We start from the raw sequence: 21,297 nt of genomic DNA on the forward strand, positions 1-21,297 counted from the left end.
ATGCCCTTGCCTCGCGCCCTCGCCGCTCTCATCGACCGCACACCCTTGCCGGTGGCGCAGAAGGCAACGGATTTGATCTTTGCGAGGGCCCTGCAGCAACATCCGGGCCTGTTCGACCGGCTGGGCGAGCATGCCGGCAAGGCCTTCGGCTTCCGACCGACCGATCTCGACCTCTATTTCGTCGTCCATCCCTCTGCCGCGATGATCCGGCTCTATCGTCCGCGCCAGGCCCCGCCTGTGGCCGCTTCCATTTCCGGTCCCCTCGTCACCCTATTGGCATTGCTCGAAGGCCAGATCGACGGCGATGCTTTGTTCTTCTCGCGCAGCGTCACGGTGACCGGCGACATGGAAGCCATTCTGGCCCTGCGCAACGGTCTCGACGATTGCGGCTTCGACTTGCCAAGGGATTTGTCGGGCCTCGCCGGGCCGCTGGCCCTGCCCTTCCGCCTTATCGCTGAAAAAGTGCGCGCCCGCGCCCTCGCCGGATTGGCATGAACATGGAACTCATCTGCCCCGCCGGAACTCCCGCCGCCTACCGCGAAGCTCTCGAAGCGGGTGCCGACGCCATCTATTGCGGCTTCCGCGATGAAACCAATGCGCGCAATTTCCCCGGCCTCAATTTCTCGCGGGCCGAAATGGTGGAAGCGGTCGCGCTGGGCAAGAAGCGTGGCGTGCACACCTATGTGGCGCTCAACACCTTCATGCGCGCCGGTTCGGAAGATACCTGGTATCGCGCCGCCGACGATGCGGTCGCAGCCGGGGCGCATGCGCTAATCCTCGCCGACATGGCCCTGATGGATTATGTCGCCACCAACTATCCCGAACAGCGCCTGCATGTGTCGGTGCAGGCCTCAGCGGCCAATGTCGAGGCGATCAATTTTCTGGTCGAGAGTTTCGGCGCGAAACGGCTGGTCCTGCCGCGCGTCCTCACCGTCGCGGAAATCGCCGCCATCGCCAAGAATGTCGATTGCGAGCTGGAAGTCTTCGCTTTTGGCGGGCTCTGCGTCATGGCCGAGGGCCGGTGCTCGCTCTCGTCCTATATTACCGGCCAATCCCCCAATATGCAGGGCGTGTGCTCGCCCGCCAGCCATGTCCGCTATCGCGAGGACGGCACTGAAATGGTCTCGGAACTGGGCGGCTTCACCATCAATCGCTTCGGCGCCGATGAGCCCGCCGGCTATCCAACCCTGTGCAAGGGGCGCTTCCACATTGCCGACGCCGAAGGCTATGCCTTCGAGGATCCGGTGAGCCTGGATGTCATGGATCATCTCGACGCCCTGCGCGATGCCGGCGTCATCGCGCTGAAGATCGAAGGCCGCCAGCGCGGCAAGGCCTATGTGGCGGAGGTCGTGTCCAGCCTGCGCAGAGCCCTGTCCGCTCCCGCAGCCCAACGCAGCGCCCATCTGGCGCAATTGCGGCGCCTCAGCGAAGGCCAGCGCACCACTTCGGGCGCCTATGAGAAGAAGTGGCGCTGACGATGGCCGATACAAAGACACTCAAGCTCACCATGGGGCCGGTTCCATATCTGTGGTCCGGCGAAAAATGGCGAGATTTCTATTACCGCGTCGCTGAGTCGGGGCATGTCGATGCGGTAACGCTGGGTGAAGTGGTCTGTTCCAAGCGGGATCACTTCACCCGGCCCTTTATTCCCGACGTGGTGGAGCGGCTGCAACAGAGCGGCAAGAGCGTGGCCCTGGCCTCGCTGGCGCTGGTGACCATGGAGCGCGAACTCGGCGCCACCCGCCGCTTGGCCTCCGGTCCGGCGCTGGTGGAGGCCAATGACCTCTCGGCGCTGCGCCTGTTGGCCGGACGCCCGCATCTCGTCGGCCCCTTCGTCAATGTCTATAACGGCGCGACCGCACGGCTGCTGGCGAAAAAGGGCGCGACGCGCATCTGTCTCGGGCCGGAATTGCCCGCCGCCTCACTGGCCTCGATCATCGCGGGCGCGCCAGAGCTGGACTATGAAATCATCGCCTTCGGCCGCCTGCCCCTCGCCATTTCGGCGCGCTGCGCCCATGCGCGCGCCAAGGGGCACAGCAAGGATAATTGCCAATTCGTCTGCGGCGACGAGCCGGACGGGCTGGATGTGGATACGCTCGACGGCCAGCCCTTCCTCACCATCAATGGCGTCCAGACCATGTCGCGCCATTGCCAGGTTCTGCTGGGCGACCTGCCCGCCCTCGCCGCTATGGGCATCACCCATCTGCGCCTGTCGCCGCAGGATTGCGACATGGCCGAGGTCGCCGCCATCTATGCGTCGGTGCGCGATGGCTTGGTGAGCCCCGATGAAGGATTGGCAAAGCTGAAACAGGTCTATGCCGGCGCGCCGTTCTCCAATGGCTTCATCCATGGCCAGCCCGGCATGAACTGGGTCGCGGCGTGAGCCGCGCCATCCGGTATATGCTGACCGCCCTGGGTTGCATCATGCTGGGGCTGGGCGCGCTGGGGGCCGTGCTGCCGCTCCTGCCGACGACGCCGTTCCTGCTCGCCGCCGCGGCCTGTTTTTCCCGCTCGTTTCCCCGGCTCGAAGCCTGGCTGCTCGCGCATCCACGTTTCGGCGCGCCCCTGCGCGACTGGAAGCGCAGCGGCGCCATTACCGCGCGCATCAAGGTGCTGGCCGTCTCGGCCATGTTGGCCAGCTATGCCATGTTCCTTTTGACAACCGAGACCGGCGCAGCACCGCAAATCCTCGTCGCGCTGCTGCTGAGCTGCTGCTCCGCCTTCATCCTGAGCCGGCCCACGCCTCGGGAGCGGCAAGGCTGACCGCGCTCAGGCGTGACGTTTCTCCACGCCGAAGGCGGCGGGATCGACCACCAGATCCGCCAGGCTGTGCCGATCCATCTCCGCCATGAAGGCATTGAGCGCCCCATTCAGGACGCCTTTCAACCGGCAGGAGGGGGTGATGCGGCAGCGACCGTCCTCGGAAAAACACTCGACCACGGCGAAGTCGGGCTCGGTGCCGCGCACCACTGCGCCCAGCCCGATTTCGGCGGCGGGGCGGCCTAGCGCCAGCCCGCCGGACCGGCCGCGCACGGATTTGAGATAGCCTTCCCGCGTCAGGTGGTTCGCGACCTTCATCAGATGATTGCGCGAAATGCCATAGGCCGATGCCGTCTCCTCAATGGTGACGAGGCGTTTGTCGTGGGTGGCCACATAGATCAGTAGTCGCAAAGCATAATCGGTGAATTGGGTGAGGCGCATCTCTGACCTGCATTGGGCGATCTGGATAAGATCGGGCGCGGGAGGCATGAGCACAACCTGTCCTCAATACCTAAATTGTCGCAGGCCGAAGCCCTCATCCCCGGTTGAGAATGTCTTCCGCCACGTTCGCGCATTGCACGCGGATATCGGGAATGGCTTCGATCTCGAAATAGCGCCCGCGCGTCAGCGGTCCGACGACGCGGACCCGCTCCGAAATGGCCCCATCGGCGGCGATCAGCGCGCAGGCATCGTCCACGTCGATACCGATATGCATGATGTCGGGTCGCGCCGCACCGGATTGGATGAGGTGGCGGATCACCGGATTGGTGCTGGCGCGCACGTCCACCGTTACGCCGCCGCAATCATAGACCCGCGCCACATCGACATGCTTGCGCTGGCTGGTGCCGCGTGGGCGGATCGTCGCGCGCACGGCCTCGCCGGCCCGCTCGATGGCGACGAATTCGGCGGCAACGAGCGAGACCTGCCCCGCCTCGATAGCCCCGAGCAGCAGCGCGTGCAGGTCGGGCGGCAGGCGGTGGCGATGGATATTCCACCAGGGCCGCACATGCCGGAGGAATTGGCGCTTCTGCCGCTCCGGCCAGCTTTGCCAGAGGCGCTGGTTATAGGGACGCAGCCCGTCCACCACGCTGCGCCAGTCGCCCCCGCCCGCTTCGGCTCTGGCGACTTTGCCGCGAAACCAGCGCACAAGCGTGGTCAGGCTGGCGCCGAAGGGCACATCGGCTTCGTCTATGGTCAGCGGGGCGACGTCCTTGTGCCCGCGCGGCACGAGACCATTGCGCGACACCACGATTATGGGCCCGGCATGGCTGGCGCTCGACAGCGACACCCAGGCATCCACCATGCTGAGGCCGGAGCCGAGGATCATCACCGGCGCATCGGGGTCGAGCGGCGTGTCGCGCTCGGAACCGGCGGTCACGGCAATACCCCGGCCCCGCGCCGGCTGCGTCTCGTGGCCCACGGCCAGCACAGCGTGACCGGCCTCGACCCTGGTGCCATTGGCCAGCGCCACACTGACGCCTTGCGCCGTCTGTTCAAGGGTTTCGACTTCTTCGGACAGCACCAGCAGCCGGCCGGGCATGCGCTCGCCCGCCTCGCGCAAGACGTCTTCCAGATAGGCGCCATAGAGCCGGCGCGGCACGAAGGTCCAGGACGAGGCATGCCTGCCCGGCTCCCGGCCTTGCAGCCAGCGCCAGAAATGGTCGGGATCGTCGGCGAAGGCGCTCATGCCATGAGCGGGCACATTGACCCGGTGCTCGCGGTGGCGGGCCGAATAGGCGACGCCCTGGCCGAACCGGCCATCGCGCTCGATCAAGGTGACCCGCAGGCCGGGATCGGAACTGCGCAGCAGGTGAGCGGCCAGCAGAACGCCACTGGCGCCACCGCCGATGATCGCGACGGATCTGGGTCCGCTGGATATCATTCTGCTCTCCTGGCTTTGTCATTCGCATCGAGCCGGCTTCAGGCAGGGAAGAGCGCATGTGGTCCGGCGCAGGCCGCTGCCCATGCGCGACACGCGGCTCTATACGACCAATTGCCGGTCACGCCAAATCACGGACCGTACAGCAGCGTCCCGATTGTCCCTGCGACAAAAACCGCGCCGAAAATCACGGCGAGCGAAAAAACCGGCCTTCTCAAGATGTTTCTCTAACCCTATAGGTTTAGAGGAGATTCTTGACCGAGGACTGGCCCCTGCCCCAGATATCGACCGACCTTGCCCTGACGATGCTTGCCGCACTGCCCTTTGTGGCCTGCGCGCTGGTTCTTGCCCTACCGGGCAGGGGGAACAGGGGGGCGGTCTGGATAGCGGCAATCGTCTCTGGCACACTCGGTCTGTTGTCCATCGGTTTATTTCCGCTGGTTGCCGATGGTGGCGTTATCACCACCCGCATCGAATGGATTCCCGTGCTCGGCCTCGATCTGGTCCTGCGCATGGACGGCTTTGCCTGGCTGTTCTCGGTTCTGGTCACCGTCATCGGCTTTCTGGTCGTGTTGTATGCGCGCTATTACATGTCGCCCAAAGACCCGATCGCGCGCTTCTACTCGCTGCTGCTCGCCTTCATGGGCGCCATGCTCGGTCTGGTCATTTCCGGCAACATCATTCAGCTGGCCATCTATTGGGAGTTGACCAGCCTCGTTTCATTCCTGCTCATCGGCTATTGGTATCACCGCGGCGACGCGCGCGACGGCGCGCGCATGGCCCTGATCATCACCGGCACCGGCGGTCTGGCACTGTTCGTCGCCATGATGCTGGTGGGCCATATCGTGGGCAGTTACGAGCTTGACGTGGTGCTGGCCTCAGGCTCCATGCTGGTGGACAGCCCGCTTTATCCGGTCACGCTGATCCTCTTCCTTTTGGCCGCCTTCACCAAGAGCGCGCAATTCCCCTTCCAGTTCTGGCTGCCCAATGCCATGACCGCGCCGACCCCGGTTTCGGCCTATCTGCATTCGGCAACCATGGTGAAGGCCGGCGTCTTCCTGCTGGCGCGGTTCTGGCCGGTCATGTCCGACAGCCAGCTCTGGTTCTGGCTCGTCACCTATACCGGGCTGGCGACGCTCATCTTCGGGGCCTATGCCGCGCTGTTCCAGCGCGACCTCAAGGGCCTTTTGGCCTATTCGACCATTTCCCATCTGGGGCTCATCACCACGCTGCTGGGCATGGGCACCCCGCTCGCCGCCGTCGCAGCCATCTTCCACATCGCCAATCACGCCACCTTCAAGGCGTCGCTGTTCATGGCGGTGGGCATCATTGACCATGAGGCCGGCACGCGCGACGTGCGCAAGCTCAGCGGCCTCATCAAATTCATGCCCTTTACCGGGGCCCTTGCCATCATCGCCAGCGCTGCGATGGCCGGCGTGCCCTTGTTGAACGGCTTCCTCTCCAAGGAAATGTTCTTCACCGAGACGGCCGAATTCAACGCCAACGTCTTCATCAATCTCTCGCTGCCCATCGGCGCGACAGTGGCAGGCATGTTGAGCGTGGCCTATTCGATCAAGTTCGTGCATGGCGTGTTCTTCGGTCCGCCGCCCACCGAGCTTGAAAAGGTGCCGCACGAGCCTCCGGCCCTGATGCGCCGGCCCATTGAATTTCTGGTTCTGGTCTGCCTGGCCGTCGGCATCTTTCCCGCCATCACGGTCGGCCCCTATCTGGCCGCCGCCGTGCATGCCGTGCTCGGGCCGGAAACGCCCTATTACAGCCTCTCGATCTGGCACGGCTTCAACCTGCCGCTGGTCATGAGCGCCATCGCGCTGGTGGGCGGGGCCATCATCTATGTCCCCTATTATCGGCGCCTCATTAATTTTGACGGCGTGCCGCTGACCCACGGTTTGCGCGGCCAGCGCATTTTCGAGCGTATTCTGGTGACCGCCACCAATCGCTGGGCGCGCCGCGTGGTAGAGGCTTTCGGCACGCAAAGGCTGCAACCGCAGATCTTCATCGTCATCCTGATTTCTCTGGCGGCGGGCTTCGGCGCCGGCTGGGCGCGCCTGGGCAATCTGCCGCTGCCCGACAATTTCGACCCTGTGCTTGGTCTGGTCTGGCTGCTCGGCGGCATCAGCGCCGTTGCCGCCGCCCATCAGGCCAAGTTCCACCGCCTGGCCTCGCTCATCCTCATGGGCGGCGCAGGTCTGGCGACCTGTCTCACCTTTGCCTGGTTCTCCGCACCGGACCTGGCGCTGACCCAGCTTCTGGCCGAGATCGCCACCACCGTGCTCATCCTGCTCGGTCTGCGCTGGCTACCCAAGCGGACGCCCATTGCCGACGAGCACACCTGGAAATTCTGGCTCCGCCGCTATCGCGACATCGGGTTGGCCGTTCTGGTCGGGCTCGGCACGGCTATTGCCAGCTATGCCATCATGACGCGCGGCGCGCCCGAGGGCATTTCCGGCTTCTTCCTTGCCAATGCCTATGCCGAGGGCGGCGGCACCAATGTCGTCAACGTCATGCTGGTGGATTTCCGTGGCTTCGACACCATGGGCGAGATCACCGTCCTGGGCGTCGTGGCGCTCACCGTCTTCGGCCTGCTCCGCCGTTTCCGACCGGCCGCTGACAGCGCCGACCGGCCTGAGCAGCAGCGGGTTCTGGACGATTACGCGCCCGGCGCCGGCCAGCACGTTACCGATGATTTCCTGCGTATTCCCGCGCTGATCATCAACTGGATGTTCCCCCTCGTGATCGTGGTGGCCGTCTATATGTTCCTGCGCGGCCATGACCGGCCGGGCGGCGGGTTCATCGCCGGCATCATCATGTCGCTGGCCTTCATCCTGCAATATCTGGCCGGAGGCACCCGCTGGGTCGAGGAACGTCTGCGCATCCTGCCCGTGCTGTGGATCGGCTGGGGCCTGCTGTTCGCCCTGCTCACCGGGCTGGGAGCCATGCTGCTGGGCGCGCCCTTCCTGACCTCGGCCTTCGACTATGCCGACATTCCCCTTATCGGCAAGGTACCGATGGCGACGGCTTTGTTGTTCGACCTGGGTGTCTTCGCCCTGGTCGTCGGCGCGGTGGTCCTGATGCTGGTCGCCCTGGCGCACCAATCCATCCGCCGCCCCAAACCGGCTGGCGCCGCCAGACCCAAGGTGCGGGAGGGGCTCGACAAATGGAACTGACGCTGGCCCTCGCCATTGGCGTGCTCACCGCTTCGGGCGTCTACCTCGTGCTGCGCCCGCGCACCTTCCAGGTCATTATCGGCCTGTCGCTTTTGTCCTACGCAGTCAATCTGTTCATTCTGGCCATGGGAAGGCTGCGTATGGACGCGGCGCCGATCCTGTCGGGCACGGGCGCCGATCCCGCCGACTACACCGACCCGGTGCCGCAAGCGCTGGTACTCACCGCCATCGTCATCGGTTTCGCCATGACGGCCCTGTTCCTGGTCGTGCTGCTGGTCGCTCGCGGCCTGACCGGCAACGACCATGTCGATGGTAAGGGGAACTGAGATGACCGGCATGAATCATCTGGCCATCCTGCCGATCCTCATTCCGATGATGGCGATCATCGCCAATCTGATCATGAGCGACCAGCGCAGCAATTCGCGCGTGGTCGGGCTCAATATCGGCTTCAGCGCGCTGTTGCTGCTGGTGTCCATCCTGCTGTTCGTGGTGCAGGCGCAGTCCGGCGGCACTGCCGCTGCCGTCTATCCGCTGGGCGATTGGCCGGTTCCGTTCGGCATCGTGCTGGTGGCCGACCGGCTGGCCGCGATCATGGTGCTGACCACGTCGATCCTGGCGCTTGCCGCCCTGATCTATGCCTCGGCGCGCTGGCATAGCCGGGGACCGAATTTCTTCCCCATGTTCCATGCCCTGACCATGGGGCTCAATGGCGCCTTCCTCACCGGCGATCTGTTCAACCTGTTCGTCTTCTTCGAGCTTCTCCTTGCCGCCTCCTATGGGCTGGCCCTGTTCGGCGGCGGGCGCAACCGCGTGCGCGCGGCGATGCACTACATCGTCATCAACCTCGTGGCCTCCTCCCTGTTCCTCATTGGCGTGGCGCTGATCTATGGCACAACCGGTACGCTCAACATGGCCGATATTGCCCGCGCCGTGCCGCTGATCGCGCCGGAGGACCGCGGCCTGTTCGAGGTCGGCGCGGCGGTTCTGGGCATCGCTTTCCTGATCAAGGCGGGCTCGTGGCCGCTGCATTTCTGGCTGCCCAACACCTATTCCGCCGCCGCTCCGCCAGTTGCGGCGCTGTTCGCAGTCATGACCAAGGTGGGTTTTTATTCCATCCTGCGGCTGTGGATGCTGGTCTTCGCCAATGAGACCGCCGGGCCCGAATGGACCTTCGGGCAGACAACGCTACTGGTTCTGGGCGTGGCGACGCTGTCCTATGGCAGTATCGGGGCGCTGTCCTGCAAGGCGCTGGACCGGCTGGCGAGCTATCTCATCCTCGTTTCCGCAGGCACCCTGCTGCTCGCCGTAGGCTACAATTCCCCCGGCGTCACCGCCGGCGCGCTCTTCTATGTCGTCGTGGCCACCTTGGCCGCCGGAGCGCTGTTCCTGCTCAAGGACATCATCGACCAGATCCTGCCCGCCGAGGCGCAGGTGCTGGCCGTGTCGCTGGAACTCTATGGCGACGAGGAAGAGATGGTGGATGAGGATCAGGAGGTCAGCCGCACCATTCCGGCAGCGGCGACCATCGTGACCCTTTGCTTCGCCATCGCCGCCCTGGTCATGGCCGGCCTGCCACCGCTTTCCGGCTTCCTCGCCAAATTCGCCATGATCTCCTCGGCGCTGGCCGCCGAGGGCGCACCCAACGCCGCGACATGGTGGATGATCGGCGCGCTGATCATTTCGGGGCTGTTCGTGCTGGTCTCCATGGTGCGTAACGGCATCAACATCTTCTGGACTTCGCTGCCCGAAGACGGCGTTCTGCAATTGCGGACGATGGAGATCGGCCCCATCGTCGTGTTGCTCTCGCTCTGTGTGCTGATGTCGCTGGCGGCGGGGCCGGCGATGGAATTCTTCGCCGAAACCGCCTCTTTCATCCATTCCTCGCCCAGCTATATCGACGTGGTCATGCCGGGGGGGAGCGCATCATGAGGCGTTTGTTCCCTCATCCCATCCTGGCCGTTTTCCTGCTGATATTCTGGCTGATCCTGCAACAATCGGCGAGCCTCGGTCATATCCTGCTCGGTGGGTTCATCGCCATTCTCGCCTCGATGGCCACCAATCTGCTCATTCCCGAGCCGCTGGTCTTCAAGAAGCCACTGAAGATCCTGCAATTTATCGTCGTGGCCGGCGCGGACATCGTTCGCTCCAATCTGGCCGTCATGCTGATCCTGTTCAGCCCGCGTCCCGAGCCCGACGCGGACTTCGTCGAGATGAAGCTCGAACTCACCCACACATTCGGCCTGGCCATTCTGGCCTGCATCATCACCGCAACGCCGGGTAGCGCCTGGCTGGAATATGACCGTGAGCGCAGCACAGTGCTGATCCACGTCTTCGATCTGGTCGATGCCGAACAATGGATCGAAACGATCAGGAACCGCTACGAAACCCTGTTGCTGGAGATCTTCCAATGAGTGACGAGATTCTGCACTGGAGCCTGCTTGCCGCCCAATTGCTGCTGGGCATCGGCATGCTGGCGACGCTCTACCGCATGGTGGTCGGCCCGCGGGCGCAGGATCGCATCCTGGCGCTGGACGCGCTTTACGTCGTGGCGCTGCTGCTGCTGGTGACGCTGGGCATCCGTACCGCCTCGCAGGTCTATTTCGAACTCGCCCTGCTCATGGGCATGCTCGGCTTTGTCGGCACTGTGGCGCTGTCCAAATTCCTCATGCGCGGCGAGGTGATCGAATGAGCCAGGATCTGCCGCTCTGGCTCTCCATCCTCGTGTCCGCCTGCGTCGTGCTCGGCGCGCTGATCACCATGGCCGGCTGTTTCGGCCTCGTGCGCCTCAAAAATTTCTACGTGCGCATCCATGCGCCCACCATGGGCACCAGCATGGGCGGCGGGCTGATCCTTCTGGCCTCGGCCATCTTTTTCACCGTCACCCGCGAGCGGCTGGTGATGCACGAATTGCTGATCTTCTTTTTCGTGACCATCACCACGCCGGTGACGCTGATGCTGCTGGCCCGTGCCAGCCTGTTCCGCGACCGCGTCGAGGGCAATGACGGGGTGCCGCGCCGCATCTCCAACAGCACGACGCCCGAAACCTGAAGCCTGATCGCGCCGTCTGGACCCGGCCAGGCCGACATGCGAGCATCCGGCGCCGCATTTTCCGGGATCTTATCATGAGCAGCGACAGCAAGACCCGCAGCTTTGTCAGCGCCCGCATCGTCGCCGAACGCGCCGGTGTATCGCGGTCCGCCGTCTCGCGCACCTTCACCGATGGGGCCAGCGTCTCGGAGGAAACCCGCCGCAAGGTGCTCGATGCTGCCGGGGCGCTCGGTTATCACGTCAACCACCTGGCCCGCGGTCTGCGTGAGCGCAGCAATATCGTCTGCCTCGTGGTCGCCGACATGACCACGCCCATCCGCGCCGGCATGGTTGATGTGCTCACCCGTGAATTGCAGTCCTCGGGCAAGATCACCATGGTGATCAACACCAAGGCCGATACCGACAGCGTTTCCACCGCCCTGCGGCAGACCCTCAATTATCGCGCCGACGCCACCGTGGTGCTTTCCGGCACGCCCCCTGCCTCGCTGATCGAAACCTGCCTTGCCAATGGCCAGCAGGTGGTGCTGATCAATCGCGACGACAAGCTGGTGGGCAGCCACAATCTGGGCGTGGACAATTCCGTGGCCGGGCGCGAAGCCTTCTTTCTGCTGCGCCGCGCCGGCTGCCGCCGCCTCGGCCTCGTCACCTCCAATGCCGGCACCGCCAGTCTCGTCGAGCGCGAGCGGGTTTTCATCGAGGCCGCCAATGCCGATGGGATGGAGGTCGCGGTGTTCGAGACCGGGCCGACCAGCTATTCCTCCGGCTTCGAGGCGGGACGACGCGCCTTTGGCCGCTCCAACAGCCCCGATGGCGTATTCTGCGTCACCGACCTTCTGGCGCTGGGCTTCATGGATGCCGCCGTGCACGAATTCGGCCTGTCCATCCCCGACGATCTCTGCGTCGTCGGCTTCGACGACATCGAACAGGCGTCCTGGGAATCCTATCGGCTGACCACTTTTTCCCAGCCGCTCAAGGCCATGGCCGATCAGGTTCTCGACCTGTTGCTCGATCCCCAATCGGCTGGCTCGGAGCGCATCCTGTTCGAGCCGATCCCGCGCTGGCGCAAATCGGTTCGCCCCGGCCCGCGCTGAACAGACCCCCGCCGGACCGGTTGCAACAATCCTGCAAACCGGCGTCTTCACGTCGCAAAAGCGGCATGAAGAAAGCCGCATGAACGCCGCGTCATAGGCTTCCCCGGCCCAATTCCTCGTTGCACACGTGCGCATCACAAAGGCCGTCATAAAAGCGTTATGCACCGCCGCTATCAAGCAAACCGAATTTTCCAAGATTGCACTTGTGTGCAATCTGGAAAGGGTGTTGTCTTGTGGAAGCGATGATGGATCGCGGTGAGACAAGCCCAGCACAGATTGGGCCACCCTCCCGCAAATCGCTGCAAGAGGGAGGAGGCCCATGAGGCGGGCGAACCGATGCCGATTCGGTTTCGCCGTTTAACGCTGCCTCCGCTATCGGCGTTAAACGCGCCGTGATCCTCCGGATCACGTAATGGGAGAATTGAGATGAAACGTCGTGACTTCATGATTTCGACCGCTGGCGTCATGGCCGGCATGGTCATTGCGCCGCGCATGTCCTTCGCCGCCGAAGGCGTCATCGACTGGTACACCAGCTCGGACAGCAATATTTTCGACTTCTGGGCCAACAATGTGAAGCCCGCCTTCGAGGCGGCCCATCCGGGCATCAAGATCAATCTGGTCGATGCCGGCGATGCCTCGGGCATCCAGGCCATCGGCGAGCGCGCCATCGCCGCCAAGCAGAGCGGTGCCGATCCGCAGGCCGACTTCTTCGAATCCGGCAATGCCCGCCTGCCCGCCGGCGCCATCGAAGCCGGCGTCTATACCAATATCAAAGAGGCCGGCCTCGCCAATTATTCCAAGGTGAACCCGCTGGCCATCGACAGCGATTATTCGCTGCCCTATCGCGGCAGCCAGGTGCTGCTGGCCTATGACACCACCAAGCTCGATCCGGCCAATGCGCCCAAGACCTGGGACGAACTCGTCGCCTGGATCAAGGCCAATCCCGGCCAGTTCATCTATAACCGTCCCGACAAGGGCGGCTCGGGCGGCAATTTCGTGCGCCGCGCCCTGCATCAGGCCAATGGGCTGGACCCCTCAGCCTTCACCCTCGACAATTTCACCGAGGAATATGCGGCCGAAACGCTGGGCAAGACCTGGGAAATCCTCAAGGACATCGCTCCGCATCTTTATGATGGCGGTGCCTATTCCTCGGGCAATACCCAGTCGATCCAGTTGCTGGCCCAGGGCGTGGTGACCATGGTCCCGGTCTGGTCCGACCAGATCCTGCAAGCCATCGACCAGGGCGTACTGCCCGAGACCACCGGCCTCGTCCAGCTACAGGATCTGGCCCTGGTGGGCAGCTTCACCCGCGCCATCGTCATCGAGAACGGCGCCAATCGCGACGCCGCGCTCAAGCTTGCCGATTTTATTCTCTCCGAAGAAATCCAGAGCGCTATCCTGACCGAGCTGGGCGGATTTCCCGCCGTCAGCTGGGACCATGTCTCTGCCGAACTGCGCGAGCGCTTTGCCGACATCGTGCCGCAGACCATCCCCACCTTCCCCAATGGTCCGTGGGAGCCGGCAATCAATGACGGCTGGTATCGCAACGTGGCTCCGAACGTCGATCGCAACTCGTGACCGAAACCGCCGGAACGGCCGCAAGGCCGCTGCTTGAAACCGGCGCGCGCAGGAGGCCGATTGGCCTCCTGCTCGTCGCCCTGCCCGTCCTGTTGATGATCTGGCTGATGATCTGGCCGATCTTCAGCGCCGTGGCGCAAACCGTTTGGCGGCCGAACGAGGCCGGCGAATATGGCTTCAACCTGTCCTCCTACGTCTTTTTCTTTTCGGACAAATACAGCCTCGACAATCTGGGCGTGACGCTATGGACCACGGGCATGTGCGCCCTGTTCCTCCTGCTCATTTGCCTGCCCATCGCCATTTATCTGCGCTTTTCGCAGGGCCGCGTGCCCGCCTATGTGCAGGCCATGGCCATTTTCCCGATGTTCGTGCCCTCGATCATCCTGGCCTATGCGTTCATTCGCGTGCTGGGGCCGAACGGCATGGTGGACATCCTGCTCAATTCGGTGGGCCTGCCCAAAATCCGCACGCCCTATCTCACCCCCTGGGGGCCGGTGATCGGCCTGGTCTGGGACAATATCCCGCTCACCGTGCTGATCCTGCTGGCCGGGCTCGGCAGCGTTTCCAATCAGTCCATCGAGGCCGCGCGCGACGTTGGCGCCAGCCGGCTTCAGGTCTTTTACTACATCATCCTGCCGCGCATCTCCAATTCGATCCTGGTGGCGCTCTCCTTCGCCATTCTCGGCATCTTCTCGGCCTTCACCCTGCCCTATGTGCTGGGACCGGCCTCGCCTGAGATGATGGGACCGTTCATGCAACGCACGTTCCGCGACCTGTACGATCCGCTCAATGCCATCACGCAGGCGGTCATCACCTTCGCCTTCTGCATTGCCTTCGGGCTGTTCTATGTGCGCTCCGTCGCCAAAAATCAGGGGAAGTGACCATGGCTCAATCCCTTGCCATCCGGCCGCGCCGGCGCATCGACTATACCGGCATCTTCTTTGCCGTCGTGCTCACCGTCGCCATCATCTTCCCGCTCCTCGTGGTGGCGACCTGGGCCTTTACCGAGGTCTGGCGCTATCCCAATATCATTCCGCAGCAATTCGGCCTTCGCTTCTGGGGCCAGACCCTTGGCCGCGCCGATGTGTGGTCGGCGCTGACGCTCAGCCTGCAATTGTCGACCGTGGTCACCGCTCTTTCGGCGCTGATCTGCCTGCCGGCCGCCTATGCCTTTGCCCGCATGAATTTTCCGGGCCGGAACATCCTGTTCTTCTCGTTCCTGTTCGGCCATGCCTTTCCCAAATTTGGCCTGCTGATCGCCATTGCCGCCGTCTTCCTGCAGCTCAACCTGATCGGCACCTTCTGGGGCGTGGTCATCATCCAGCTCGTGGGCACGCTGATGTTCATGATCTGGATTCCGGTGGCCGCCTTCCAGGCGGTGGACCGGCGCATGGAGGAAGCCGCCCGCGATGTGGGCGCCGGCCCCTTCCGCGTCTTCTGGTCCGTCACCCTGCCCCAGGCCGGGCCGACCATCGCGGCAGCCGTGCTGCTCAGCTTTGTCGGTACCTTCTATGAAACCGAAGGCGCCTGGCTCATCGGCGCGCCGGGAATCCGCACCATGCCGGTGTTGATGATCTCCTTCATCAACAATCAGATGGTGGTGCAGTTCGGCGCGGTGCTCTCCGTCCTGCTCTGGGTGCCCAGCTTCATCGCCCTCATCTTCGCACGCCGCGTCATCAATGGCGGCTCCTTCGCAAGGGGCTTCGGCGGATGATGGCGCATCCGACAATTTCTTCTCCATCGTCACCGCCCGGCCTGTCCGGGCGGTCCATGCCCCGGCAAGGCTGGATGGCCCGGACCAGCGGGGCCATGACGGCGACTGAAAATCCCCAACCGATCCTCATGGACCGGGAGTAAAAATGTCCGTTCTCAAAATCAAAGACGTCACCAAGATTTTCTCATCCGGCCAGGTCGTGGCGGTGGATACATTCTCTCTGGATGTGGCCGATGGCGAACTGGTCTGCCTGCTTGGCCCGTCGGGTTCCGGCAAATCCACCCTGCTGCGCATGGTCGGCGGGTTCGAGCAGCCCAGTGGCGGGCTCATCACCATCGATGGTGAAGACATCACCCATCTGCCACCCGAGAAGCGCCCCACCGGCATGGTGTTCCAGAGTCATGCCCTGTGGACGCATATGAATGTGTTCAAGAACCTGGCATTCGGCCTCAAGCTGCGCCGCCTGCCGGCGGATGAGATCAAGCGCAAGGTCGAGGCAGTGCTCGAACTTGTCGGCCTGGGCGGTTATGGCAATCGTCATGTCGGCCAATTGTCCGGCGGCCAGCAGCAGCGCGTCGCCCTGGCCCGTTCGCTGGTGCTCGAACCCAAGATTCTCCTGCTCGACGAGCCCTTTGCCAGTCTCGATCAGCATCTGCGCGAGCGCTTGCGTGAGGAAGTGCGCGACATCCAGCAACGGCTGGGCATCACCACCCTGTTCGTCACCCACGGCCAGGACGAAGCCCTTTCCATGGCGGACCGCATCGTGGTCATGCGCGATGGCCGCACCGAGCAGATCGACCGGCCGGACGTGATCTACCGCCAGCCGAAAACCCCCTTTGTCGCTGGCTTCATCGGCACGATGAACCTCGTCGACGGTCAGGTTAGCGATGGCCGCTTCAGCCGCGGGGGCTTCACGGTGCCGGTTCCGGTCGGCGATGGCCCGGCCATTCTGGCGGTGCGTCCCGAGGCGCTCGATCTGGAAGCGGCGGAGCCGGGTCAGGCCAGGGTCCACCGCGTCACCGACTACGGCACCCATGGGCTCGTCGATCTCGACCTGCCGGACGGGCTTCGCCTCAAGGCCATGGTGTCCCATCCCGATCTCTTCAAACCGGGTCAGGGCGCGCTGCTCAAGCCCCGGGCCATTGCCGCCTATCGCGACGATGAGCTGATCCACCAGGGCCAGCCATGAACGATCCGCTCTACATCGAACGGGGCGGTCACCGCACCTGGCTGAAATGGCATCGCGGACGCCGCAAGGCCAGCGATCCCGTTTTCACCGGGGCGCGGATTCTGGAAGCCATGCGCCTCGGCGCCAGCGTCGAAGTCGATCTGGTCATCCATGGCGATCACGGCTGCGCCATCCTTCACAATTTCGCGCTGGAGAAGGAAACAACCGGCACGGGTCTCGTGCGCGAGACCGCCGCCGCAACGCTCCGCCAATTGCACCTGCGCGATAATGACGGCGCACCCCTCGCCGAGCGGGTCATGCTGCTCGAAGATCTTTGCCACCTGCTGGCGAAGTCCCCACCTCATTCCGACGCGCTGCTGCAACTCGACTTCAAGGAAGACCTTGCCGCGCTCGACCCCCTGACGGTCGAAAATTTCGCGGCGAGCATCGCTCCGGTCGCTTCGAGCCTCATTCTCTCGGGCGGCGACTTTGATGCTATCAGTCTGTTAGCGAATGCCTCCCCAATGCTGAAAATCGGCTACGATCCTTGCTATGGGGACAGTCTGACGCGACTTCGGGCGACAAAAGACTACAAAACCTTCATTTCCGAGGCACTTCGGACGGCGCCTGATGCGCGGATGATCTATCTGCACCACCAGATCGTGCTGGCTGCGGACGAAGCCGGTTTCGACATGATCGGAGCCGTTCACGAGGCGGGCCTGCGCGTCGATGCCTGGACCATAAACACCGTAAATTCCACGACAATTTCCCAGGTCAACCGGCTTTTGCAGCTTGCGGTGGACCAGATTACAACCGACGACCCGGAGGGGCTGGCAGCGGCCCTCGACACATGAGCGATCTCAGCACAATCCTCGACGACATGGTCAGGGCCGCCCGCGATGCCGGCGCGCTAACCCTTTCTCACTTCAAGCGTTTTCGCGATCTGGAAATCGGCGTCAAGGGGCCCGGCGACTTCGTTTCCGACGCCGACCGGGAATCCGAACAGATGATCCGCCAACACCTTTTGTCTCGCTATCCTGGCTGGAGCCTGACTGGGGAAGAATTTCCACCGGTGGAGGGTGAAAATCAGGAATATCGCTTCCTGGTCGATCCGATCGATGGCACCACTAACTTCTTGAACGGCCAGCATTATACCATCACCATCGCCCTGCGGCGCGGGCGCGAAACGCTGTGCGGCCTCGTCTATAATCCGGTCAGCGACGAGATGTTCACCGCCATCAAAGGCGGCGGCGCCTACCTCAATGGCGAGCGTTTGCAGGTCAGCCAGAGCACGGATATCGCGCTGATGGCGGTCGGGACCGGCTTGCCGACACCAAATCTGTCTTTATATCCAGGCGCTTACGCGCGCCTCGACGCCATCCGCGCGCCTATTGGCGGTGTGCGTGTCGTCGGCAGCGCGGCCAATTCCTGCGCCTATGTCGCCTGCGGCCGCCTCACCGGATATTTCGAGGAGACCGGTTTCGTGGACACCGCAGCCGGCTTGCTGCTGGTCGAAGAGGCGGGCGGCGTGGTGACGGATTGGTGGGGTCGCGGGCCGGAATATTACGAGGTGACTGGAACCATGATCGTCGCCAACCCGGCGACCCATGCCTATCTCCTTGAAAAGTTGCGAGAAGTTCCGCCGAAGAACCCTTGAGACAAGGAAAGCATTTCCCTTCGTCCCCCCATGCTTTAGGGTCTTGGCGGGGATGGATGAATGCGAATTCTGCTTGTCGAAGACAATGAGGACTTGGGCGAGGCGATCGAAAAACGCCTGCGCAGCGCCGGCCATTCGGTGGAATGGGTCAAGGACGGCGCCGACGTCGTCGCCACCGCTGAAGCCGACCAGTTCGACGCGGTGGCGCTGGATCTGATGTTGCCCAATCGCGACGGCATCGGCCTCATCGCCGAGTTGCGCAAACGCCGGTTCAACGCCCCGATCCTGGTGATCACAGCCCGTTCAGAGATCGACGACAAGGTGGGCCTGCTCGATCTGGGAGCCGACGACTACCTGGTAAAACCCTTTGATTTGAGGGAGTTGGAGGCGCGCTTGCGGGCGCTGCTGCGGCGCACGGGCGGACAGGCCTCCAGCGCCATCGAGGTGGGCAACCTCGTGCTCGACCTGGCCGGGCTCAATGCCGCCATCGATGGCAAGGCGCTGGAACTGGGCCGGCGCGAATTCCGGCTGCTGGAAATCCTCGTGTCGCATGTCGGCAAGGTGGTGCCCAAGGAGCGGCTGATGAACCAGTTGTTCAATTTCGACGAAAGCGTCTCCATCAATGCGCTCGAATTGCATATTTCTCGGCTGCGCAAGAAGCTGGACGGCGCCGACGTCGAAATCGGCACCGTGCGCGGCGTGGGCTATTTGCTGCGGATTCTTGCTTAGGTGGCCGGCACGAAGCGCAAACCTTTTTCCCTTCGCCGCCGCATCTTCTCGCTGGCGGTGGCGCTGCTGGTCGCGGCGTCTCTGATCCTCATCCTCTTCATCCGCGACTACGCCGAAAGGGCGGCGGACCGGGCTTTTGACCGCCTGCTGGCCGCATCGGCACTTACTATTGCCGGTGCTGTTCAGGTGGAAAACGAGGCGGTGGTGGTCGAAATTCCTTTCGCCGCCTTTGCCATGTTTTCCGGGCAGGATCGGGTTTTCTACGCTGTGGAAGACCCCGATGCCCGCACCGTTACCGGCTATGAAGACCTTGCGAGCCAGATGCCCGAGACGATTTCGGCGGAACCTTCTTTCATCGATGTCACCTATCGCGGCGAGAATGTGAGGGTGGCCAGCGTCGGTCGGCTGATCTCGACCCCTACCGACACCGGCTGGGTGACGATTCACGTCGCCGAGACGCAGAACCAGCGCGAAGCGCTCTCCAATGAAATCCTGTCCAACGCGGTTCTGCCGGTCATTGCGCTGACATTGCTGGCAATCGGGCTGGTCTGGTTCGGTATTTCGCGCATGTTCGCGCCACTGACCGAGGTAGAACACGAATTGCGCTCGCGCTCGCCCGACGATCTTTCCGCCGTCACCGTGCCGGTCCCGGCCGAGGTCGAACACCTGGTCGCCGCGCTCAATGGCTTCATGGCGAGGCTGCGCAATGCCATGGAACGCGTGACCGGGCTGGTGGCGGAAGCTGCGCATGAAGTGCGCACGCCGCTGGCCTCTTTGCGCGCGCAGGCGGAGGTGGCCATGGACGAACAGGATCCCGAGGCCCTGCGGCGAAGGGTGGAGCGCATCCATACGGGTGCGGTGCAGGCCAGCCAATTGGTCAGCCAATTGCTGATGGAGGCCACCATTTCTCACCGGATGGAAAACCGGGAAGTGGAGACCACCACGCTCCGCGCCGTGGTCGAGGACGTGCGGCAAAGACTGGACCCGGAACTGGCTCGACGCCTCACCATCGACATGACATCGGGAGCCGACCGAGCGCCGTTCCGGGGCGACCGGGTGGCGCTGCGGGAGATGATGCGCAATGTGGTGGACAACGCCCTGCTCTATTCCAGCAGCCAGGTGGATATTGCCGGCCGCGTGCAGGATGGCCTGTTATTGATCGAGATCAGCGACCGGGGCCCCGGCATCGATGAGGCGGAAAAATTGCTGGTGCTGGAGCGCTTCAAACGCGGCAAGGCCGGCAGCGGCACGGCCGGCTCGGGGCTGGGATTGTCCATCGTGGCTCGGGTCGCGGAGGCCCATGGCGGGCGTCTGAACTTGAAGGACAGGCAAGGGGGCGGCCTGGTGGTTTCCATATCCCTGCCACTGCCTCGTCGCGGCGGCGCGGCAGTCAGCGCCATGTCGGTCGCGGCGCTTGCGGCAGCCCTGGCTTTGCCGCCCGGCCCGGCGGAAGCATCACCCCAGACCTATCCCGCCCCGGACGGCTCGAATGCTTTTGTGCTGACCATTCTGGGCACGACCGACACACCGCTCTTCACCCATTTCATCGAGGGATTTCAGGCACAGCGGCCCGACGTCACCATCGTTTATGATGAATGGGATTCCCGCCCGCTTTACGAGGGCTTTTTGTCCGACACGCTGGGAACGACACCCGATCTGTTGATCAGTTCGGCGTCGGACCTGCAACTCAAACTGGCCAATGACGGCTATGCCCTGGCCTATGACAGTCCCTATCTCGACGCCTTGCCGGACTGGGCTCATTGGCGCAACGAGGTTTTCGGCTTCACTTTCGAGCCGGCCGTCATCATCTATAATTCGGATCTGATGGCGCAGAATGAGGTGCCGCGCACCCATCTGACGCTGGCGGAATTGCTCGAAACGCAGACCGACCGGTTCAAAGGCCGGATCGCCACCTACGACATCTCGCTGTCCGGCGTCGGCCATCTGCTTGCAGCGCAGGACCAGACGATATCCTCGATCTTCTGGCGCCTGGCTATCGCCTTCGGGCGGGTCGAGGCGCAATTCTCGGGATCGAGCCCGGCCATTCTCAATGGCGTTGCCGAAGGAAAGCTGACACTGGGCTATAATGTGCTGGGTTCCTACGCCTTTGCGCGGCAGGCCGAAGGCGCTTCCATCGAAATCGTCGTGCCCGACGATTACGTTCTGGTCCTGACACGTTCCATGCTCATCCCGCGCGATGCGCCCAACCCCGATCTCGCCCGGTCTTTCGTGGATTTCGCGCTGTCTCCGGCGGGGCAGGCCGTGGCTGCAGGGCCAACGGCCTTGGGCTCCGTGGTGCCGGGCAGCAGCGGCAAATGGACAAGCGAAGCCATCGCGGCGCGCGGACGCGGGGTCATCCAGCCGATCCCGCTCGGTCCCGGCCTGCTCGTGGCGCTCGATACCTGGCGACGGCAACGCTTTCTGGACAATTGGCAGGAAATCGTTTCACCCAAGCCCTGATCTTGCCCGGCGGGCATGAGGGCGTCGA

The 21,297-nt window shown here is 63.5% G+C and carries 21 protein-coding genes; 19 read left to right on the forward strand and 2 right to left on the reverse strand.

Features of this window, described 5'->3' with window-relative positions:
• From ubiT to H0482_RS10815, 4 genes are read left to right on the forward strand one after another with little or no spacing between them, the layout of a single operon-like run.
• Positions 1-495: a ubiquinone anaerobic biosynthesis accessory factor UbiT gene (gene ubiT / locus H0482_RS10800; protein ID WP_193730069.1), complete on the forward strand. Its 495-nt coding sequence runs from the start codon at positions 1-3 to the stop codon at positions 493-495.
• Positions 496-497: 2 nt separating this feature from the next.
• Positions 498-1,475 (forward strand): ubiquinone anaerobic biosynthesis protein UbiU, encoded by a 978-nt coding sequence (gene ubiU, locus H0482_RS10805; RefSeq protein ID WP_193730254.1) that lies wholly within the window; start codon positions 498-500, stop codon positions 1,473-1,475.
• A 2-nt stretch (positions 1,476-1,477) separates the two neighbouring features.
• Positions 1,478-2,383 (forward strand): ubiquinone anaerobic biosynthesis protein UbiV, encoded by a 906-nt coding sequence (gene ubiV, locus H0482_RS10810; protein ID WP_193730070.1) that lies wholly within the window; start codon positions 1,478-1,480, stop codon positions 2,381-2,383.
• Positions 2,380-2,763: a YbaN family protein gene (locus tag H0482_RS10815; RefSeq protein ID WP_330998254.1), complete on the forward strand. Its 384-nt coding sequence runs from the start codon at positions 2,380-2,382 to the stop codon at positions 2,761-2,763. The genes ubiV and H0482_RS10815 overlap by 4 nt, the downstream gene beginning before the upstream one ends.
• Positions 2,764-2,769: 6 nt before the next feature.
• Here H0482_RS10815 and H0482_RS10820 read toward each other — a convergent pair whose 3' ends face one another.
• Together H0482_RS10820 and H0482_RS10825 are read right to left on the reverse strand one after the other, a co-directional pair.
• Positions 2,770-3,201 carry an Rrf2 family transcriptional regulator gene (locus H0482_RS10820; RefSeq protein WP_193730256.1) on the reverse strand — a complete coding sequence of 144 codons (432 nt, stop codon included), beginning with the start codon at positions 3,199-3,201 and terminating at the stop codon, positions 2,770-2,772.
• A 94-nt stretch (positions 3,202-3,295) separates the two neighbouring features.
• Positions 3,296-4,642: an FAD/NAD(P)-binding protein gene (locus H0482_RS10825; RefSeq protein ID WP_193730071.1), complete on the reverse strand. Its 1,347-nt coding sequence runs from the start codon at positions 4,640-4,642 to the stop codon at positions 3,296-3,298.
• 302 nt (positions 4,643-4,944) lie between these two features.
• Here H0482_RS10825 and H0482_RS10830 point away from each other — a divergent pair, with 302 nt between their 5' ends.
• From H0482_RS10830 to H0482_RS10900, 15 genes are all read left to right on the forward strand, one after another.
• Entirely contained in the window at positions 4,945-7,824 is a 2,880-nt protein-coding gene (locus tag H0482_RS10830; protein WP_193730257.1) for a monovalent cation/H+ antiporter subunit A, read from the forward strand.
• Complete coding sequence (locus H0482_RS10835) at positions 7,815-8,150, forward strand: Na+/H+ antiporter subunit C (RefSeq protein ID WP_193730072.1); 336 nt, start codon at positions 7,815-7,817, stop codon at positions 8,148-8,150. Before H0482_RS10830 ends, H0482_RS10835 begins: the two co-directional genes overlap by 10 nt.
• 1 nt (position 8,151) lies before the next feature.
• On the forward strand, positions 8,152-9,753 hold the full coding sequence (locus tag H0482_RS10840; RefSeq protein WP_230989585.1) for a monovalent cation/H+ antiporter subunit D: 1,602 nt from the start codon (positions 8,152-8,154) through the stop codon (positions 9,751-9,753).
• Positions 9,750-10,235 (forward strand): Na+/H+ antiporter subunit E, encoded by a 486-nt coding sequence (locus H0482_RS10845; protein ID WP_193730073.1) that lies wholly within the window; start codon positions 9,750-9,752, stop codon positions 10,233-10,235. The genes H0482_RS10840 and H0482_RS10845 overlap by 4 nt, the downstream gene beginning before the upstream one ends.
• On the forward strand, positions 10,232-10,513 hold the full coding sequence (locus tag H0482_RS10850; protein ID WP_193730074.1) for a K+/H+ antiporter subunit F: 282 nt from the start codon (positions 10,232-10,234) through the stop codon (positions 10,511-10,513). The genes H0482_RS10845 and H0482_RS10850 overlap by 4 nt, the downstream gene beginning before the upstream one ends.
• On the forward strand, positions 10,510-10,872 hold the full coding sequence (mnhG, locus tag H0482_RS10855; RefSeq protein ID WP_193730075.1) for a monovalent cation/H(+) antiporter subunit G: 363 nt from the start codon (positions 10,510-10,512) through the stop codon (positions 10,870-10,872). The genes H0482_RS10850 and mnhG overlap by 4 nt, the downstream gene beginning before the upstream one ends.
• Positions 10,873-10,946: 74 nt before the next feature.
• Positions 10,947-11,963 carry a LacI family DNA-binding transcriptional regulator gene (locus H0482_RS10860; protein WP_193730076.1) on the forward strand — a complete coding sequence of 339 codons (1,017 nt, stop codon included), beginning with the start codon at positions 10,947-10,949 and terminating at the stop codon, positions 11,961-11,963.
• A 426-nt stretch (positions 11,964-12,389) separates the two neighbouring features.
• The gene (locus H0482_RS10865; protein ID WP_193730077.1) at positions 12,390-13,541 is read left to right on the forward strand and encodes an extracellular solute-binding protein; all 1,152 of its coding nucleotides are present in this window, start codon (positions 12,390-12,392) and stop codon (positions 13,539-13,541) included.
• Positions 13,538-14,422: an ABC transporter permease gene (locus H0482_RS10870; RefSeq protein ID WP_330998255.1), complete on the forward strand. Its 885-nt coding sequence runs from the start codon at positions 13,538-13,540 to the stop codon at positions 14,420-14,422. The genes H0482_RS10865 and H0482_RS10870 overlap by 4 nt, the downstream gene beginning before the upstream one ends.
• A 2-nt stretch (positions 14,423-14,424) precedes the next feature.
• Positions 14,425-15,255 (forward strand): ABC transporter permease, encoded by an 831-nt coding sequence (locus H0482_RS10875; protein WP_193730078.1) that lies wholly within the window; start codon positions 14,425-14,427, stop codon positions 15,253-15,255.
• A 145-nt stretch (positions 15,256-15,400) separates the two neighbouring features.
• Positions 15,401-16,444 (forward strand): ABC transporter ATP-binding protein, encoded by a 1,044-nt coding sequence (locus H0482_RS10880; RefSeq protein ID WP_193730079.1) that lies wholly within the window; start codon positions 15,401-15,403, stop codon positions 16,442-16,444.
• The gene (locus tag H0482_RS10885) at positions 16,441-17,277 is read left to right on the forward strand and encodes a glycerophosphodiester phosphodiesterase (protein WP_193730080.1); all 837 of its coding nucleotides are present in this window, start codon (positions 16,441-16,443) and stop codon (positions 17,275-17,277) included. The genes H0482_RS10880 and H0482_RS10885 overlap by 4 nt, the downstream gene beginning before the upstream one ends.
• Positions 17,274-18,080 (forward strand): inositol monophosphatase family protein, encoded by an 807-nt coding sequence (locus H0482_RS10890; protein ID WP_193730081.1) that lies wholly within the window; start codon positions 17,274-17,276, stop codon positions 18,078-18,080. The genes H0482_RS10885 and H0482_RS10890 overlap by 4 nt, the downstream gene beginning before the upstream one ends.
• Positions 18,081-18,140: 60 nt before the next feature.
• Entirely contained in the window at positions 18,141-18,809 is a 669-nt protein-coding gene (locus H0482_RS10895) for a response regulator transcription factor (RefSeq protein WP_193730082.1), read from the forward strand.
• Entirely contained in the window at positions 18,810-21,269 is a 2,460-nt protein-coding gene (locus tag H0482_RS10900) for a sensor histidine kinase (RefSeq protein ID WP_193730083.1), read from the forward strand. It begins immediately after the preceding gene.
• The last annotated feature ends 28 nt before the right edge of the window (positions 21,270-21,297 follow it).

This window comes from Devosia faecipullorum, from assembly GCF_015158295.1.
Classification (GTDB): domain Bacteria; phylum Pseudomonadota; class Alphaproteobacteria; order Rhizobiales; family Devosiaceae; genus Devosia; species Devosia faecipullorum.